Origin of the sequence: Leifsonia sp. 2TAF2 (genome assembly GCF_052115085.1) — a bacterium.
In the GTDB taxonomy this organism is placed as follows: domain Bacteria; phylum Actinomycetota; class Actinomycetes; order Actinomycetales; family Microbacteriaceae; genus Leifsonia.
Genome location: NZ_JBFRFY010000003.1, coordinates 231,400 through 247,974, shown reverse-complemented (window position 1 = coordinate 247,974; position 16,575 = coordinate 231,400). Strand labels below are relative to the sequence as shown.

At 66.0% G+C, this 16,575-nt stretch carries 19 protein-coding genes and 2 tRNA genes; 6 read left to right on the top strand and 15 right to left on the bottom strand.

Annotated elements, in window-relative coordinates:
• Positions 1-11: 11 nt before the first annotated feature.
• Positions 12-1,706 (top strand): Stk1 family PASTA domain-containing Ser/Thr kinase, encoded by a 1,695-nt coding sequence (pknB, locus tag AB4Z18_RS18750; RefSeq protein WP_441784275.1) that lies wholly within the window; start codon positions 12-14, stop codon positions 1,704-1,706.
• 39 nt (positions 1,707-1,745) lie between these two features.
• Here the strand turns inward: pknB and AB4Z18_RS18745 are convergent, their stop codons facing one another.
• The 3 genes from AB4Z18_RS18745 to AB4Z18_RS18735 are packed head-to-tail and all read right to left on the bottom strand — an operon-like array spanning position 1,746 to position 3,303.
• The gene (locus tag AB4Z18_RS18745; protein WP_441784274.1) at positions 1,746-2,384 is read right to left on the bottom strand and encodes an anthranilate synthase component II; all 639 of its coding nucleotides are present in this window, start codon (positions 2,382-2,384) and stop codon (positions 1,746-1,748) included.
• Entirely contained in the window at positions 2,381-2,539 is a 159-nt protein-coding gene (locus tag AB4Z18_RS18740; protein ID WP_441784273.1) for a hypothetical protein, read from the bottom strand. The genes AB4Z18_RS18745 and AB4Z18_RS18740 overlap by 4 nt, the downstream gene beginning before the upstream one ends.
• Before the next feature lie 2 nt (positions 2,540-2,541).
• The gene (locus AB4Z18_RS18735) at positions 2,542-3,303 is read right to left on the bottom strand and encodes a class E sortase (protein WP_441784272.1); all 762 of its coding nucleotides are present in this window, start codon (positions 3,301-3,303) and stop codon (positions 2,542-2,544) included.
• A gap of 109 nt (positions 3,304-3,412) precedes the next feature.
• On the opposite strand from AB4Z18_RS18735, the gene AB4Z18_RS18730 reads away from it, so the two are divergent.
• On the top strand, positions 3,413-3,673 hold the full coding sequence (locus tag AB4Z18_RS18730; RefSeq protein WP_441784271.1) for a cell division protein CrgA: 261 nt from the start codon (positions 3,413-3,415) through the stop codon (positions 3,671-3,673).
• 221 nt (positions 3,674-3,894) lie between these two features.
• Here AB4Z18_RS18730 and AB4Z18_RS18725 read toward each other — a convergent pair whose 3' ends face one another.
• Together AB4Z18_RS18725 and AB4Z18_RS18720 are read right to left on the bottom strand one after the other, a co-directional pair.
• Complete coding sequence (locus AB4Z18_RS18725) at positions 3,895-4,605, bottom strand: rhomboid family intramembrane serine protease (RefSeq protein ID WP_441784270.1); 711 nt, start codon at positions 4,603-4,605, stop codon at positions 3,895-3,897.
• 168 nt (positions 4,606-4,773) lie between these two features.
• Positions 4,774-5,313 (bottom strand): peptidylprolyl isomerase, encoded by a 540-nt coding sequence (locus AB4Z18_RS18720; RefSeq protein WP_441784269.1) that lies wholly within the window; start codon positions 5,311-5,313, stop codon positions 4,774-4,776.
• Positions 5,314-5,434: 121 nt separating this feature from the next.
• Between AB4Z18_RS18720 and AB4Z18_RS18715 the strand changes: the two genes are divergently transcribed.
• Positions 5,435-6,016 (top strand): hypothetical protein, encoded by a 582-nt coding sequence (locus tag AB4Z18_RS18715; protein WP_441784268.1) that lies wholly within the window; start codon positions 5,435-5,437, stop codon positions 6,014-6,016.
• A 66-nt stretch (positions 6,017-6,082) separates the two neighbouring features.
• Entirely contained in the window at positions 6,083-6,283 is a 201-nt protein-coding gene (locus AB4Z18_RS18710) for a PspC domain-containing protein (protein WP_441784267.1), read from the top strand.
• Here the strand turns inward: AB4Z18_RS18710 and AB4Z18_RS18705 are convergent.
• The gene (locus AB4Z18_RS18705) at positions 6,280-6,699 is read right to left on the bottom strand and encodes an NUDIX hydrolase (protein ID WP_441784266.1); all 420 of its coding nucleotides are present in this window, start codon (positions 6,697-6,699) and stop codon (positions 6,280-6,282) included. The two genes, AB4Z18_RS18710 and AB4Z18_RS18705, sit on opposite strands and share 4 nt — an antisense overlap.
• A gap of 75 nt (positions 6,700-6,774) precedes the next feature.
• Here AB4Z18_RS18705 and AB4Z18_RS18700 point away from each other — a divergent pair, with 75 nt between their 5' ends.
• Positions 6,775-7,638: an Fpg/Nei family DNA glycosylase gene (locus tag AB4Z18_RS18700; RefSeq protein ID WP_441784265.1), complete on the top strand. Its 864-nt coding sequence runs from the start codon at positions 6,775-6,777 to the stop codon at positions 7,636-7,638.
• A gap of 4 nt (positions 7,639-7,642) precedes the next feature.
• On the opposite strand, the gene AB4Z18_RS18695 is transcribed toward AB4Z18_RS18700, so the two are convergent.
• On the bottom strand, positions 7,643-8,092 hold the full coding sequence (locus tag AB4Z18_RS18695) for a rhodanese-like domain-containing protein (protein ID WP_441784264.1): 450 nt from the start codon (positions 8,090-8,092) through the stop codon (positions 7,643-7,645).
• A gap of 92 nt (positions 8,093-8,184) precedes the next feature.
• Here AB4Z18_RS18695 and AB4Z18_RS18690 point away from each other — a divergent pair, with 92 nt between their 5' ends.
• Positions 8,185-8,664, top strand: a complete 480-nt coding sequence (locus AB4Z18_RS18690; protein WP_441784263.1) for an Lrp/AsnC family transcriptional regulator — start codon at positions 8,185-8,187, stop codon at positions 8,662-8,664.
• On the opposite strand, the gene AB4Z18_RS18685 is transcribed toward AB4Z18_RS18690, so the two are convergent.
• The 8 genes from AB4Z18_RS18685 to gnd all read right to left on the bottom strand — a co-directional run bounded on the left by AB4Z18_RS18685 (position 8,655) and on the right by gnd (position 16,563).
• Positions 8,655-8,727: transfer RNA gene (locus AB4Z18_RS18685), tRNA-Ala, on the bottom strand. The genes AB4Z18_RS18690 and AB4Z18_RS18685 overlap by 10 nt on opposite strands.
• A gap of 11 nt (positions 8,728-8,738) precedes the next feature.
• Positions 8,739-8,815, bottom strand: a tRNA-Ile gene (locus AB4Z18_RS18680).
• 49 nt (positions 8,816-8,864) lie between these two features.
• A complete protein-coding gene (locus AB4Z18_RS18675) occupies positions 8,865-9,278 on the bottom strand; it encodes a DUF3566 domain-containing protein (RefSeq protein ID WP_441784262.1) in 414 nt (137 codons plus the stop codon).
• Positions 9,268-11,826 carry a DNA gyrase subunit A gene (gene gyrA / locus AB4Z18_RS18670; RefSeq protein WP_441784261.1) on the bottom strand — a complete coding sequence of 853 codons (2,559 nt, stop codon included), beginning with the start codon at positions 11,824-11,826 and terminating at the stop codon, positions 9,268-9,270. Before gyrA ends, AB4Z18_RS18675 begins: the two co-directional genes overlap by 11 nt.
• Positions 11,827-11,873: 47 nt before the next feature.
• Entirely contained in the window at positions 11,874-13,877 is a 2,004-nt protein-coding gene (gene gyrB, locus AB4Z18_RS18665; protein WP_441784260.1) for a DNA topoisomerase (ATP-hydrolyzing) subunit B, read from the bottom strand.
• Positions 13,878-14,000: 123 nt separating this feature from the next.
• Positions 14,001-14,495, bottom strand: a complete 495-nt coding sequence (locus AB4Z18_RS18660) for a DUF721 domain-containing protein (protein ID WP_441784259.1) — start codon at positions 14,493-14,495, stop codon at positions 14,001-14,003.
• The gene (gene recF / locus AB4Z18_RS18655) at positions 14,488-15,654 is read right to left on the bottom strand and encodes a DNA replication/repair protein RecF (protein ID WP_441784258.1); all 1,167 of its coding nucleotides are present in this window, start codon (positions 15,652-15,654) and stop codon (positions 14,488-14,490) included. The genes AB4Z18_RS18660 and recF overlap by 8 nt, the downstream gene beginning before the upstream one ends.
• Positions 15,655-15,675: 21 nt before the next feature.
• Entirely contained in the window at positions 15,676-16,563 is an 888-nt protein-coding gene (gene gnd / locus AB4Z18_RS18650) for a phosphogluconate dehydrogenase (NAD(+)-dependent, decarboxylating) (protein WP_441784257.1), read from the bottom strand.
• Between the last annotated feature and the right edge of the window lie 12 nt (positions 16,564-16,575).

The window sequence follows — 16,575 nt, the reverse complement described above, 5'->3', positions numbered from 1 at the left end:
AGGAGTCCGCATTGAGCCCAGATAGCCGCCTGCTCGCAGGCCGATATCAGGTGGGCGAACTCATCGGTCGAGGCGGAATGTCCGATGTTCACCGCGGCACCGACACCCGGCTGGGGCGCACCGTCGCCATCAAGCTGCTGAAGCCGTCACTGGCGACCGACCCCGCGTTCCGCACCCGCTTCCGTCAGGAGGCGCAGGCCGCCGCCCGGATGACGCACCCGACCATCGTGCGCGTCTTCGACGCCGGCGAAGAGACGGTGCGCGAGCCGGACGGTCACGAGGCGCAGCTCCCCTTCATCATCATGGAGCACGTCGACGGCGTCCTTCTGAAAGACCTCATCAAGAAGGGCCCTCTGGAGGTCACGGAGGCGGTGCGGATCATCGAGGGCATCCTCACCGCGCTCGAGTACTCACATCGCGCCGGCGTCGTGCACCGCGACATCAAGCCGGGCAACGTCATGATCACCAAGGCCGGCCAGGTCAAGGTGATGGACTTCGGGATCGCCCGCGCCATCAGCGACTCGTCCGCCACGGTCGCCCAGACCACCGCGGTGCTCGGCACCGCCAGCTACTTCTCGCCGGAGCAGGCGAAGGGCGAGTCAGTCGATGCCCGCACCGACCTCTACTCGACCGGCGTCGTGCTCTTTGAGATGCTCACCGGCCGGCCGCCGTTCCGCGGCGACACCCCGGTCGCCATCGCGTACCAGCACGTCAGCGAAACGGCTGTCGCTCCCAGCACGGTCAATCCCAAGGTCTCGCCCGCGATGGATGTCGTCGTCGCCCGCGCCATGACGAAGGACCGGTTCGAGCGCTACCAGACGGTGGCCGAGTTCCGTGCCGACCTCGAAGAGGCTGCGGCCGGGCGCGTGCCCAAGCGCAAGCATGAGGACGAGCTCGCCGAGACGCTGTTCGGTGCACCGCCGAGCTCCGTGTCCGGGCCCGAGGCGGCCTTCCGCCAGCTCGCCGAGGATCAGACGATGACGCGGACGCAGCGGCGCCCACCCGTCATCTGGATCTGGGCCGGCATCGCGATCATGGCGGTCGTCATCGTGGCTGTGCTCGCCTGGGTCCTGCGGCTCGCCCCGAGCACGACGATGCCCGACACCTCCCACAAGGTGCCCAACCTGTCGGGCCAGGTGCTCGATAAGGCCACCGCGCAGCTCGACGACATGAAGCTGAAGTGGGTGCAGACCACGGAGTCGAGTCCGACCTACGCACAGGGACAGGTGATCCGCACGGATCCCGGAGCGGGCATCGTGGTCGCCACCGGCGACACGATCACGGTCTACGTCTCCACCGGCAAGAAGACGGTTTCGGTGCCGGATGTACACAACATGACAGTGGATGCGGCCACCCAAGCCCTGCAACAGGCGGGGCTCACCGTGGGTCCGACCACCTCGGAGAACTCGCCGAGTGTCCCCGCGAACGTCGTCATCACGACGGACCCGGCCCCGAACGCGTCCGCACACGAGGGGGATGCCATCGGCCTCCACGTCTCGAGCGGCAAGGTGACTCTGACCGATCTCACCGGGCAGACCATTCAGGCGGCCACGGGCATCTTGACGCAACTGGGCCTCACCGGGAATCCGAAGCCGGATCCGTCCTGCCCGCAGGACAAGGGCGCGACGATGGTGCACACCCAGTCGGTGGCCCCGGGGGACGTACCGCAGGGGACAGCCGTCGATCTGACGTACTGCTCCGGCTGACGTACTGTCCCGCTGACGTACTGTTCCGGCTGGCCGGCCTCAGCCCAGCTTGACCAGCGGATTGAGCGAGCGCGCCGCCTCGGCGGCTCCCGCCAGCCCGGCGACCTCGAGCCAATTTCCGAGCATCCGGTAACCGCCCTCGGTCAACACCGACTCCGGGTGGAACTGGACGCCGTAGATGGGGGCATCGCGGTGCTGTAACGCCATGATGACGCCGCCGGAGGTCCGCGCCGTCACGGTGAGATCGTCCGGCATCGTGCCATCGACCACGGCCAGCGAGTGGTACCGCGTCGCGGTGAACGGCTGCGCCACCCCGTCGAAGAGCGGGCTGTCGTCGTGGGTGACCTGCGACGTCTTGCCGTGCATGAGCTCTTCCGCGTTCGTGACCACCCCGCCGAAGGCTTCCGCGATTGCTTGGTGGCCCAGGCACACGCCGAGCAGCGGCTGTCCTGTGCGGAGCGCCTGCTCCACGGCCGGGATGGATACCCCGGCGTTGGAAGGCTTGCCCGGACCCGGGGAGACGAGCACGGCGTCGTACTCCGCCAGTTTGGCCGGCAGGTCCGCACGCTCGACGTCGTCGTTTCGCACCACGTCGGTTTCGGCACCGAGCTCGCGCAGGTAGCCGTTCAGTGTGTAGACGAAGCTGTCGTAGTTGTCGATGACGAGTACGCGGGTCACGTACCCACGGTACCTTCCTGCGGCCCGAGGAGTGAATCCACCCAGGGGAACACCCAGGTCACCAGGGCGAAGAGCACGACGACCACCAGCAGCAGGACGATAAGGAGGCGCACCCACCATGGCCCGGGCAGGACACGCCACAACGCTCCGTACACGGTCAGCCTCCCTGCCCGACCGCGGCGGCGATCTCACTCGGAACATCCTGCGGTGGCGCGAACGATTGGAAGGCGTTGTACGCGATCAGTCGCTCACCGGCATGGAAAGGTGGGTTGCAGGTGGTGATCGTCATCAGCCGCTCGACCGGCTGAGCACCCGGGTGACGCGGAACCGGCAGCAGCACTCCCACGGCCGAGGGCTGCACGAACTCGAAGTTGCGGAACGTGTACGTGTACCAGCCGTCCTTCGTCTGCACATAGATCCGGTCGCCGATATGCAGCTTCGACAGGTCGATGAACGTGTTGCCCCATCCGGAGTCGTGGCCGGCGACGGCGAAGTTGCCGACCTGACCCGGCAGCTGCGTGTCGATGTAGTGACCCACTCCGGCCGTATAGCTGTTGAGGACGCGCTCCGTGTCGACGGTTTGCCGGATCGTGCGCTTCCAGTCCGGGCCGAGTCTCGGGATGTAGAGGACGGCGAAGGCCTCATAGGGCGCGGGCTTCGCGATTACGGGCGGATCGACCTGTGCGGTCGTCGTGTCCGGCGCGGGCTTCGGCGCCTTCAGGGCGTCGTCGATCCACTTCTGGCTCTGCTGCGCAGCCGCACTGGACTGCTGCCCCGAAGTGACGAGGTTGTTCCACCAGATCTGCCAGCCGAGGAAGAGCAGGACGAGGACGCCGGCGGTGATCAGCAGCTCGCCCAGGACACCGAGCACCGAGGTACGGCGATGGGGCCGTCGGGTGCGGGCTCTGGGCGTGGTCATGGTGCAGATTCTAGGGACGCACGCTGTGAAACGACACGGCTGTCCACAGGCCCTCCCCCGTTCGGGGGCGTCAGGAACCTCGGGGCCTTCACCGCTACACTGTGGTGCTATGGCACGTAGCAAGTCGAAGACGAAACCCGAGCGACCCGCCCGCGCCGAGCGCAGCATCGCGGCCTCGGGAGAAGAGGCGCCGAACCCGGTGTGGTTCAAGCCCATCATGTTCGGCTTCATGCTGCTCGGACTGATCTGGATCATCGTCTTCTACGTGAGCCAGAACCAGTACCCCATCCCCGCCCTCGGCGCCTGGAACATCCTCGTGGGCTTCGGCATCGCGTTCGTCGGCTTCCTCATGACGACGCGCTGGCGGTAACGCCCCTCCGCTCGATACACAGACCCGGGTCGGCAGCTGCCGGCTCGGGTTTCGTGTTTTCCACAGCTCTCCACAGGCACCCTGTGAGCAGTTGCCGCGCGTTCGCGCGCGGTTTCCCCAGTGTTAATAAGCCTGTGGAGAGTTACAGGCGTGTAATTCCCCACAGTGTTAATAAGCCTGTGGATAACTTTATCCACCCGCTGTGGGGAACTCAGGGGGAGCTACACGAAGAAGTGGATGAGGCTGAGCACAACGAAGATCACGCACAGCAACACCACCAACGGCAGCTGCCAGCGGCGGCGCTGCGGCTGACGGGTCTCGACAAAGATCAGCCCCACCAGCAGGCCGCCGACCAGGCCTCCGACGTGCGCCTGCCAGGCGATGTTGAATCCCGGCAGGAAGCCGATGCCGAGGTTGATCGCCAGCAGCACCAGCATCTGGGTCGCACTGCCCCCGAGTCGTCGCTGGATGATGAAGAACGCACCGAAGAGACCGAAGATCGCACCCGACGCACCGACGACCGGCACCACGGGCGACGCGATGAGGAGCACGCCGAGCGAACCGGCGAATCCACTGATGAGGAATAAGGCCAGATAGCGGGCACGACCGAGCAGCGGTTCGAGCGCGGAACCGAAAACCCACAGCGTGTACATGTTGAGCAGCAGGTGCAGGATGTTGGCGTGCGCGAAGATGCTCGTGATCATGCGCCACGGTTCGAACGCCCCGGAGATCGCCGCCGGATACGAGTAGGCACCCGCGTAGCGCAGGGCGTTCGTGACCTGCAGGCCGAGCAGATCGCCCAGCGTCTGGACGATGAACACCAAGACGCAAACGCCGATGATCGCGTACGTCACGACCGGGGCGCCCGACCCGGTGAACCGCGTCAGCCAGGCCGGTTTGGTCCGGGGATGTGTCGCGCGCTGCTGCGCCATGCACTCGGGACAAATGACTCCGACCGCAGCCGGAGTCTGACAGTCACCGCAGATCGTCCGCCCGCACCGCTGACAGAGCACATAGCTCTCGCGATCGGGGTGACGGTAACAGTAGTTCGCGCGGGCGTCGACGGGCTGAGTCATGTTGCGTGCTCGCCCGTCCTTTTCTCAGACCTGCTCGATGTCGATGGACTCGATAACGACGTCGTCGAGAGGCCGGTCACGGGCGTCCGTCGGGAGCTCGGCCAGCTTGTCGACGATCTTGCGCGATGCGTCGTCGGCGACCTCGCCGAAGATCGTGTGCTTGCCCTGGAGCCAGGTGGTCGGCCCGACAGTGATGAAGAACTGCGAGCCGTTCGTGCCGCGACCGCCCTGGATTCCGGCGTTCGCCATCGCGAGGATGTACGGCTGCGTGAAGTCGAGCTCCGGGTTGATCTCGTCGTCGAACTGGTAGCCCGGTCCGCCGACGCCCTGACCGAGCGGGTCGCCGCCCTGGATCATGAAGCCGGGGATGATGCGGTGGAAGACGACACCGTTGTAGAGAGGAGCGTTCGTCTTCTCGCCCGTGGCGGGGTGCGTCCACTCGATCTCGCCCGTCGCCAGCCCGACGAAGTTCCTGACCGTCTTCGGCGCATGGTTGCCGAAGAGGTTGACCTTGATGTCTCCGTAGTTAGTGTGGAGCGTGGCGACAGCGGTGTGCTTAGACATGGCACCAATTCTTGCACAGCGCGTATAAGGAACTTCGGTGGTCTCGAGAGCTCTCGGGCCATCCCCAGCCCTTTCGGTGGCAAGATGGAGTCGTCGTCACCCCGATGCAACGGAGGAACAGATGAGCCTGACACGCAAGCGCCAGAAGGAGCTCAAGCGACTGCGCAGCGGAGCCGAGGACCTGTGGACCCAACAGCAGGATGTGCTGGCGAACGCCAACGCCCTCGCTGCTGAGGCCCGCAAGCAGGCGGCCTACTACACGCGTGAGGAACTCGGCCCCCGCGTCCGGGACGGCTACGACCAGTACGTCCGTCCGGCCGCCCAGACGGCCAAGGCGACTGCCGGCCGCTATGCGGGCCAGGCGCGTGAGCGCGTGGTCGGCGATGTCATCCCGGCCGTGGGCACGGTCGTCGGCACCGCACTGTCGGTGGTCGACCACGCCCGTGCGGCTCGTTCGGCAGCGTTCGCGGGCGACTTCAAGAAGGCGACCAAGGAGCTGACGAAGAAGGCGCCGGTCGCGAAGCAGAAGTCCGGTCCAGGCGCCGGTGGTGTCATCGCCATCGGGCTCGGCATCATCGCCGCCGTCGGACTGCTCTACGCCGTCTGGCAGACCTTCCGCGCCGATGACGAGCTGTGGGTGGCCGACGAAGAGCCCACGACGCCGACGACGCCGGCCACCTCTCCGGCCGACCCCCTGCCGTAACTCTCGGGGTCTTTTCGGGGGTTACCCCGATGGTGCGGCCGCGCGGGCGCTGAGACGCTGGTGAGCATGAACACTCTCCTACGTCCCCGTGACGGTCGCATCATCGCCGGTGTCTGCGCCGGGCTCGCTCAACGGTTCGGGCTGAAGCCGTGGACGGTACGCATCCTGTTCCTGCTGTCCTGCCTGCTGCCCGGCCCGCAGTTCATCGCCTACGTGGTGATGTGGATCATCATCCCGGGCGAACAGCAGCGACCCGTCACGGCCTAGTCCGCCAGTCCGGCCATCCTGAGCGCGATGTCGACGAGTTCGACGCGGCGCTTCGGGATGTTTGCAAGCGGGAACCAGGCAGCCTCATCGGTGGTGCCCTCGAGTTCGTTCGCGAGCGTGCCGCCGACCACCGTGGCGCGATAGACGATCCTCAGCGCGTGCAGCGGCCCCGCGTCAGGTACGAATCTGTGCTCGGCCGGGATGACCTTGGAGTCGATCCCGAGCAATTCGGCCGCCTCGCCGACATAACCGGTCTCTTCGGCGATCTCGCGGACCACCGCATCGACCGGATCCTCGCCGGGGTCGATGCCGCCGCCGGGCAGGGTCCACCCGGAGCGTCCGCTCTCATTCCAGTGAGCCAGCAGGATGCGGTCGCCGTCTGTGATGACTGCGTACCCAGCCACTCTGATGTCCACCGCCTCACCCTACTGCGGATGGCCCTGTGGAAGTCCTCGTGCGGATGTCGGACGTCGGGGGCACACTAGGGGGTGATGCCCGAACTTCCGGAAGTCACCGCTCTCGCCGCCGACCTCGATGGCCGGCTGAAGAGTCGTGTCATCGAGCGCCTCAGTATCGTGGCGTTCTCGGCCCTGAAGACCTTCGATCCTCCGGTGGATGCGCTCCGCGGGCTGACGATCGCCGGCGTCACCCGCCACGGAAAATTCCTCGACATCAGCGCCGGCGACCTCCACGTGGTGGTGCACCTGGCGAGAGCGGGCTGGATCCGCTGGCGTGACACTCCCCCGCCTCCGCCCAACGGACGGCTGGGCAAAGGACCTCTTGCCGCTCGCCTGGTGCTCGACGACGGTTCGGGGCTCGACATCACCGAGGCAGGGACCAAGAAGAGCCTCGCGATCTACGTCGTGCACGACCCGGCCGATGTTCCGGGCATCGCCCGCCTCGGCCCCGATCCGCTCGATGCCGGGTTCACCGAGGAGGCTTTCGCCTCCATCCTGGCGGGTCAGGGCCGGGCGCAGATCAAGGGGGTCCTGCGCAGTCAGTCCGTCATCGCCGGGATCGGCAACGCGTACTCCGACGAGATCCTGCACGTCGCCAAGATGTCCCCGTACAAACCGGCGAACATGCCCGCGGCGGACGTCGCCCGCCTCTACGACGCGATGCAGTCGACGCTCCGGGATGCGCTGGCCCGAGCCGATGGGCTGGCCGCCTCAGAGCTCAAGAGCGAGAAGAAGTCGAACCTTCGCGTCCACGGGCGCACCGGCCAGCCGTGTCCGGTCTGTGGCGACACCATCCGGCAGGTGATCTTCCACGATTCGACGTTTCAGTACTGCCCCACCTGCCAGACGGGAGGCAAACCGCTCGCCGACCGAGTGCTCTCCCGGCTACTCAAGTAGCGACTCAGCAGGCGCAGTCGATCGCGCCGACCGGAGCGGTCAGCGGGTCGACCGCACGCTCCCGCAATCCGGAGTCGTCGACCACCGGCAGGCCCTCCCGCGCCCAATACTCGAACCCGCCGATCATCTCCTTCACTTCGTACCCGAGCAGGCTGAAGGCGAGGGCCGCGCGGGTGGATCCGTTGCATCCAGGACCCCAGCAGTACACCACCACGGGGCGGTCAAGCGGGATGGTGGCGTGTGCGCGCTCAGTGATGTCGGCGGTCGGAAGGTGGATGGCGCCTGCGGCTCGACCCTGTCGCCATGCCGCGTCGCCGCGGCTGTCGACCAGGACGAAGGGTTCGCCGGCATCCAGCGCGGCCTTCACATCGGAAGGATCGGTCTCGAAGCGCAACTTGTCGGCGAAGTGGCGGGCGGCCGCCGAGGTCCCTGTCGTAGAGGTCTGTGTCGTCATGGTTCGAGACTAGAAAATCAGTCCGGCTCGTTGAAGAGATGATTGAGGGCGTTTGAGGCAGCGGGCCGTCGGAATCATGGCAGAATCCGCTCATGGCCGTAACTTTCCCATTCGTCGTCGACAGCACCGACCGGCAGCTGCTCACCGAGCTGCAGCGCGACGGTCGCCAGTCGATCGCCGAGCTGGCGCGCACGGTCCACATGTCGCACAGTGCGGTAGCCGAGCGGGTGCGACGCCTCGAGGTGGCCGGAGTCATCACCGGGTACCGTGCGGTGATCGACCCCGACCGGCTCGGCTACGGCATCCTGGCATACCTGCGGCTGCGGTATCCGAGCAGCCAGTACAAGCCGCTGCACGATCTGCTGGAGGGGATCCCGGAAGTGGTGGAGGCGCACCACGTCACCGGCGACGACTGTTTCATCCTCAAGGTCGTGGCCACATCCATGCGCCATCTGGAACAGATCAGCGGCACGGTGGGGACTCTGGGAAGCGTGACGACCAGCGTCTCGTACTCGAGCCCGTTTCCGGCGCGGCCGATCGTGCCGCCGGTGGAGGAAAAGGGTGGAGCCTAGGAGATTCGAACTCCTGACATCCTGCTTGCAAAGCAGGCGCTCTACCAACTGAGCTAAGGCCCCGAGTGAAGGGATGGTGGGGATACGAGGACTTGAACCTCGGACCTCTTCGTTATCAGCGAAGCGCTCTAACCGCCTGAGCTATATCCCCGAATGGGCAGATACGAGACTACCCGATCTGCCCGAGCATTGCGAAATCGTCAGTTGTTGGTGAAACCGACGAGAAGGCCGCCTGTGATCTTCACGGAGAGGTTGTAGAGCAGCGCGAAAACGGCGCCCAGCGCGGTGACCACGACGATGTCGAGGATGGCGACGATCAGCGAGAATCCCATGACCTGTCCGAGGCCCAGGATGGACCGGAGGTCGCTTCCCCCGGCGCCCGAGATGTCCTTGAACAGGCTGTTCACCTGGTCGAAGATGCCGGTGCGATCGAGCACGGTCCAGATCAGGAACGTGCCGACGACCGCGATGATCGCCAGGCAGATGCCCGCGAGGAACGACAACTTCACGGTGGACCAGAAGTCGACATAGACCAGCTTGAGCCGCACCTGCTTGGCGGATGCGGGTCGTCGGGACGACTTCTTGGCGAGCTTCTCGGCGACGCTACTGCTCATCTACGGTTTCTTCCTTCCCGACGTTCTCCTCATCCTCCGCGAGGCTGGAGGATTCGAGGTCACGTTCGGTGTTCTTCGCCAGTGCGATGATCTTGTCCGACTCGGCGAAACGTGCAAAGACGACACCCATGGTGTCGCGGCCCTTGGCAGGTACCTCGGCCACGGCAGAGCGTACCACCTTGCCGCTGGCAAGAACCACAAGGACCTCGTCGTCCTCACCGACGATCAGGGCGCCGACGAGGTCACCTCGATCGTCGCTCAGCTTGGCCACCTTGATGCCCAGACCACCGCGATTCTGCAGGCGGTACTGGTCGGCGGCGGTGCGCTTCGCATAGCCGCCCTCGGTGACGACGAACACGTAACCCTCGTCGGAGACGACGGAGGCGTCCAGCAGTCGGTCCTCGCCCCGGAAGTGCATTCCGATGACGCCGGAGGTCGAGCGACCCATCGGGCGCAGTGCCTCGTCCGACGCGGTAAAGCGGATGGACATCCCCTTGCGCGATACGAGCAGCAGATCGGAATCCTCTTCGACCAGCAGCGCCGAGACGACCTCGTCATCTTCACGCAGCTTGATCGCGATGATGCCGCCGGAGCGGTTCGTGTCGTACTCGTCGAGCGCGGTCTTCTTGATCAGGCCGTCGCGGGTGGCCAGCACGAGGTACTTGGCCGCCTGGTAGTCGCGGATGTCGAGGATCTCGGCGATCTCCTCATCCGGCTGCATGGCGAGGAGGTTGGCGACGTGCTGGCCCTTGGCATCGCGGCCGGCTTCCTGCACCTCATACGTCTTGGCGCGGTACACGCGTCCCTTGTTCGTGAAGAACAGCAGCCAGTGATGCGTCGTGGTGACGAAGAAGTGGTCGACCACATCCTCGCCGCGCAGCTGGGCGCCCTTCACTCCCTTGCCGCCGCGGTGCTGGCTGCGGTAATTATCGCTGCGGGTGCGCTTGATGTAACCGCCGCGCGTGACCGTGACCACCATCTCCTCTTCGGGGATGAGGTCTTCCATGCTCATGTCGCCATCGAAACCGAACATGATCTCGGTGCGCCGGTCGTCGCCGAAGCGGTCGACGATCTCGGTCAGCTCCTCGCTGATGATGGTCCGCTGACGCACCGGGTCGGCGAGGATCGCCTTGTAGTCCTCGATCTCGCGCTCGATCTCGTCGTGCTCGTCGATGATCTTCTGGCGCTCGAGGGCGGCCAGCCGGCGCAGCTGCATCGCGAGGATCGCGTCGGCCTGCACCTGATCGACCTCGAGCAGCTCCATGAGGCCGGTCCGAGCATCGTCGACCGTGGGCGACCGGCGGATGAGGGCGATGACGTCGTCCAGAGCATCCAGAGCCTTCAGGTAGCCGCGCAGGATGTGTGCGCGTTCCTCGGCCTTACGCAACCGGTACCGGGTGCGGCGGACGATGACCTCGACCTGGTGGTCGACCCACGCGGTGATGAAGCCGTCGAGGGCGAGCGTGCGCGGCACGTTGTCGACGATCGCGAGCATGTTCGCGCCGAAGTTCTCCTGCAGCTGCGTGTGCTTGTAGAGGTTGTTCAGCACGACCTTCGCGACGGCGTCGCGCTTGAGCACGATCACCAGTCGCTGACCGGTACGGCCCGAGGTCTCGTCGCGGATGTCGGCGATGCCACCGATGCGGCCGTCCTTGACGAGCTCGGCGATCTTGATCGCGAGGTTGTCGGGGTTCACCTGGTACGGCAGTTCGGTGACGACGAGGCAGACCCGGCCCTGGATCTCCTCGATGTTGACCACGGCGCGCATCGTGATGGAACCACGACCCGTCCGGTAGGTGTCCTGGATGCCCTTGACGCCGAGGATCTGCGCTCCGGTCGGGAAGTCCGGGCCCTTGATCCGCTTGATCAGCTCTTCGAGGAGCTCCTCGCGCGACGCTTCGGGGTGCGCCAGGTGCCACAGCGCGCCGTCGGCGACCTCGCGGAGGTTGTGCGGGGGGATGTTGGTCGCCATGCCGACCGCGATACCGACCGAGCCGTTGACCAGCAGGTTGGGGAAGCGGCTCGGCAGCACGGCCGGCTCCTGCGTCCGTCCGTCGTAGTTGTCCTGGAAGTCGACGGTCTCCTCGTCGATGTCGCGGACCATCTCGAGGGCGAGCGGAGCCATCTTCGTCTCGGTGTATCGGGGCGCCGCCGCGCCGTCGTTGCCCGGCGAACCGAAGTTGCCCTGGCCGAGGGCGAGGGGGTACCGGAGGCTCCACGGCTGCACCAGGCGCACCAGGGCGTCGTAGATCGCCGAGTCGCCGTGCGGGTGGAACTGGCCCATCACGTCGCCGACCACGCGCGCGCACTTCGAGAACGCCTTGTCCGGTCGGTAGCCGCCGTCGAACATCGCGTAGATCACGCGGCGGTGCACCGGCTTGAGGCCGTCGCGGACCTCGGGCAGCGCGCGGCCGATGATGACGCTCATCGCGTAGTCGAGGTACGACCGCTGCATCTCCGACTGCAGGTCGACCTGATCGATCCTGCCGTGGATGCCGAAGCCAGCGCCGTCGCCGGCCTCGCCCGTAAGGTTCTCTTCGTCCGTCACAGTCTTCTCTTCCTCGTGATTCCTCTTGATCTGTCAGCGCGGACGCGTCAGATGTCGAGGAACCGCACGTCCTTGGCGTTCTTCTGGATGAACGAGCGGCGCGATTCGACGTCCTCGCCCATCAGGGTGGCGAAGATCTCGTCAGCCGCCGCGGCATCGTCGAGCGTGACCTGCAGCAGAGTGCGGGTCTCCGGGTTCATCGTGGTCTCCCAGAGCTCCTTGTAGTCCATCTCGCCGAGGCCCTTGTAGCGCTGTACGCCGTTGTCCTTGGGGATCCGCTTGCCGGCCGCGAGGCCATCGGCCAGGAAGGCGTCGCGCTCCCGGTCGGAGTACACGTACTCGTGCTCGGCGTTCGACCACTTGAGTCGGTACAGCGGCGGCTGCGCGAGGTACACGTAGCCGAGATCGACGAGCGGACGCATGTAGCGGAACAGCAGGGTGAGCAGCAGCGTCGTGATGTGCTGGCCGTCCACATCGGCATCGGCCATCAGCACGATCTTGTGGTACCGCGCCTTCTCGGGGTTGAAGTCCTCACCGATGCCGGCGCCGAACGCCGTGATCATCGCCTGGACCTCGTTGTTCGCCAGGGCGCGGTCGAGCCGCGCCTTCTCGACGTTCAAGATCTTGCCGCGCAGGGGAAGGATCGCCTGCGTCTCGGGGTTCCGGCCCTGAACGGCTGAGCCGCCGGCCGAGTCGCCCTCGACGATGAAGATCTCGGAGACCGTCGGGTCCTTCGACTGGCAGTCCTTCAGCTTGCCCGGCATCCCACCGCTCTCGAGCAGACCCTTGCGACGCGCCGTCTCACGCGCCTTTCGGGCGGCGAGTCGTGCGGTCGCTGCCTGCAGCGCCTTGCGGATGATGTCTTTCGCCTGGTTCGGGTTGCGGTCGAACCAGTCTCCGAGCTGGTCGCCGACGACCTTCTGCACGAACGCCTTCGCCTCGGTGTTGCCGAGCTTCGTCTTCGTCTGGCCCTCGAACTGCGGCTCCGACAGCTTGACCGAGATCACCGCGGTGAGACCCTCGCGGACGTCGTCGCCGGAGAGGTTGTCGTCCTTCTCCTTCAGGATGCCCTTCTCACGCGCATACCGGTTCACCAACGTCGTCAGCGCAGCACGGAATCCCTCTTCGTGCGTGCCGCCCTCGTGGGTGTTGATGGTGTTGGCGTAGGTGAAGACGCTCTCGTTGTATCCCGTGGTCCACTGCATCGCCACTTCGAGAGCGATCTTGCGGTCGGTGTCCTCGGTCTCGAACGAGATGATCTCGTCGTGCACGACCTCGGCCTTCTTCGCCGAGTTCAGGTAGTGGACGTAGTCGGTGAGACCGCGCTCGTACAGGAAGACCTCGTGCTGAGGCTCGAACTCCTCTTCGTCGACCTCGCCCTCGACCTCCGGCACCTGGCGCGGTCGTTCGTCCGTGAGCGCGATGCGCAGACCCTTGTTGAGGAAGGCCATCTGCTGGAACCGGGTCCGCAGCGTCTCGTAGTCGAAGACGACCGTCTCGAACGTTTCCGGGCTCGGCCAGAAAGTGATGGTGGTGCCGGTCGCGTCCGACGCCTCGCCCTGCTCCAGGGGAGCCTCCGGCACACCGTTGCGGTAGCTCTGCCGGTAGACGTAGCCCTGACGGCGCACCTCTACATCGAGACGCGCCGAGAGAGCGTTGACGACCGAACTGCCGACGCCGTGAAGACCGCCGGACACGGCGTAGCCGCCACCGCCGAACTTTCCGCCGGCGTGCAGGATGGTGAGGACGACCTCCACCGTGGACTTCTTCTCCACCGGGTGCTCGTCGACCGGGATGCCTCGACCGTTGTCGATCACGCGCACGGCGCCGTCCGGGAGGATGGTCACCTCGATGTTGTCCGCGTGCCCGGCGAGGGCCTCATCGACAGAGTTGTCGACGATCTCGTAGACCAGGTGGTGGAGTCCGCGGGGTCCGGTCGAACCGATATACATTCCGGGTCGCTTCCGGACGGCTTCGAGACCCTCGAGGACCTGGATCTCATTGGCGCCGTACTCGTGTTCCGTCCCGGCCTTGTTCGGTTCCATCGTCATATGAAAATTGGCTCCTGACCGCACTCAACAGTGACGTTCCAGTCTACCAAGAGCCGGGCGGGGAAATGCCCGAAAACGGCCGTCTGACGCATTTTCCGCGCCAGGGCTACCTCTTTTGTGCCCTCAGCCGTAAGTATCGCGCGGGCCACGCCCTGGAATCGACCTGGGGCCTCTTTTCCAGGAGGGGGCGTCCGGCCCCTGAAAACGGATCGACTCGATCCCCGCCTCCGGGAATCGCTCGGCGATCTGAGCGAGAAGCTCAGAGCGCATCATCCGCAGCTGTGTCGCCCACGCCGTCGACTCGCACCGAACGACCAGCACGCCGTCGGTGATCTGGTCCGGGACGGCGTGCTTGGCCGTCTCGTCACCGGCCAATTCACGCCACCGTTCAAGGAGGTCGGACTGCGCGAGAGCCGAGGTCCAGCCGAGCTGCGCCGCCAGCGCATCGACCACATCCCCCACTCCTCGAGGATCCCGGCCGGAGCCGAAGGGCCGGCTCGCCGTGGGATCCTCTTCTCGCTTCTGAGCGCGTCTGCTACGGGAGCCCGTTCCCGCGAACAGCGCCTTCAGCCGCAGATAGACGGCCGATGCCTCCCCCGGCCCGCGATTCTCAGACACCCGTCGTCTCCACGATGGTGCCCGCTTCGATCCGCACGGTGTGCGCCGTCAGTACTTCTGGGACGTCGTCCAGTACCGCCGCGGTGATGAGAACCTGCTCGTAACCGGCTACGGCAGTTGCTAGCATCCGGCGCCGCGCCTGGTCGAGCTCTGCGAACACGTCGTCGAGGATGAGGACGGGATCCCCGGTCGTCGACTCGCGGCGGAGCAGCTCGGCCGAGGCCAGCTTCAGCGCGAGCGCGAACGACCACGACTCGCCATGGCTCGCGTATCCCTTGGCCGGAAGGCCGTTCAACTCGAACAGCACGTCATCGCGATGCGGGCCGACCAACGTCAGACCGCGGTCCAACTCCTTCCGGCGCACAGCGGCAAGGGCCCGGCGGAACGCCTCGGGTGTCGCGACACCGGCTGAGCCGGTCACATCGTCGTCGGCCGCATCCTCGTCATCGTCGACGTGCGCGCCGAGGATGGTCAGTTGCGGGATCAGCCGGGGATGGTGATCGTCGCCGGCGACCGACCGGTACGCCGCGACCACCGGATCGCTCAGTCGGGTCACGAGATCGAGACGCGCGTCGACGAGTTCGGATCCCAGTTGTACGAGGCGGTCATCCCAGATCTCGAGCGTGCCCAGTTGGTCCTCGCGGACTCGCGAAGCCCGAGCCGACTTGAGAAGGGTGTTTCGTTGCTTGAGCACCCGCGCGTAGTCGGCGATGACGCCGGAGAACCGGGGATTCCGCTGAATGAGCAGCTGGTCGAGGTACCTGCGGCGGATGCCCGGCTCGCCGCGCACCAGCGCCAAGTCCTCCGGAGCGAACAGCACGCTGGAGAAGTACCGCGGGAGTTCGCGCGGCTTGATCGCCCCGCGATTCACCTGGGCGCGGTTCGGGGAGGTGCGATTGAGTTGCACCTCGACCAGCAGTTCGCGGCCGTCGTTCTGGATGCGCGCACGGACGATCGCGGCGTCCGCATCCTTCCGGATCATCGCCTGGTCGCTCGACACCCGGTGCGACCCGAGGGTGCTCAGGTAGCCGAGCGATTCGACGAGGTTGGTCTTTCCCTGGCCGTTGCGGCCGACGAACAGGTTCGCGCCGGCCGCGAACGGCACCTCCGCAGTGCGGTAGTTGCGGAAGTCGGTCAGGGAGAGATGTGTGACACGCACAGAGTTTTCAGTTCGCGGATCTCAGTCCACGGCCTTGACGGCGTGGCCGCCGAACTGGTTGCGCAGAGCGGCGACGGCCTTCATCGCAGGCGAGTCCTGCTGGCGCGACACGAACCGCGCGAAGATGGATGCGCTGATCGTCGGCACGGGGACGGCGTTGTTGAGCGCCTCCTCCACGGTCCACCGGCCCTCGCCGGAATCCTGGACGTAGCCCTCGATGTGCTCGAACTCGGGGTCCTGCTCCAGAGCGCGGACCAGCAGATCGAGCAGCCACGACCGGACGACCGTCCCGCGCTGCCACGCCTTGAACGTACCGGTGACGTCCTTGATGATGTCCTTGCGCGTATCGAGGAGCTCGTACCCCTCTGCGTATGCCTGCATCAGCGCGTATTCGATGCCGTTGTGCACCATCTTCGCGTAGTGACCCGCGCCGACCTCGCCGACGTGGACGAAGCCCTCGTCGCGCGGACCCTCGGGGCGCAGCGCGTCGAAGACGGGAAGCACACGCTCGACCTGCTCGGCCGAACCGCCGACCATCAGGCCGTAGCCGTTCTCGAGGCCCCAAATTCCGCCCGAGACGCCAACATCCATGAAGTCGACACCCCGGGGCGCGAGCAGCTCGGCGTGTGCGAAGTCCTCGGTGAACTTCGAGTTTCCCCCGTCGATGACGAGGTCGCCCTTCTCGAGCAGCGGCTCGAGCTCGCGGATGACCGAGTCGGTGATCTGGCCGGCCGGCACCATGACCCAGACGGTCCGAGGTGCAGGAAGCGCGGCGACGAGGTCCGCAACGGTCGCGACGTCCGAGACCTCGGGGTTCGTGTCGTAGCCGGTGACGTCGATGCCGTTCTTCTCGAGACGGGCACGCATGTTGTTGCCCATGCGTCCGAGACCGATGAGGCCGATGTGCATGATGATCCTTCT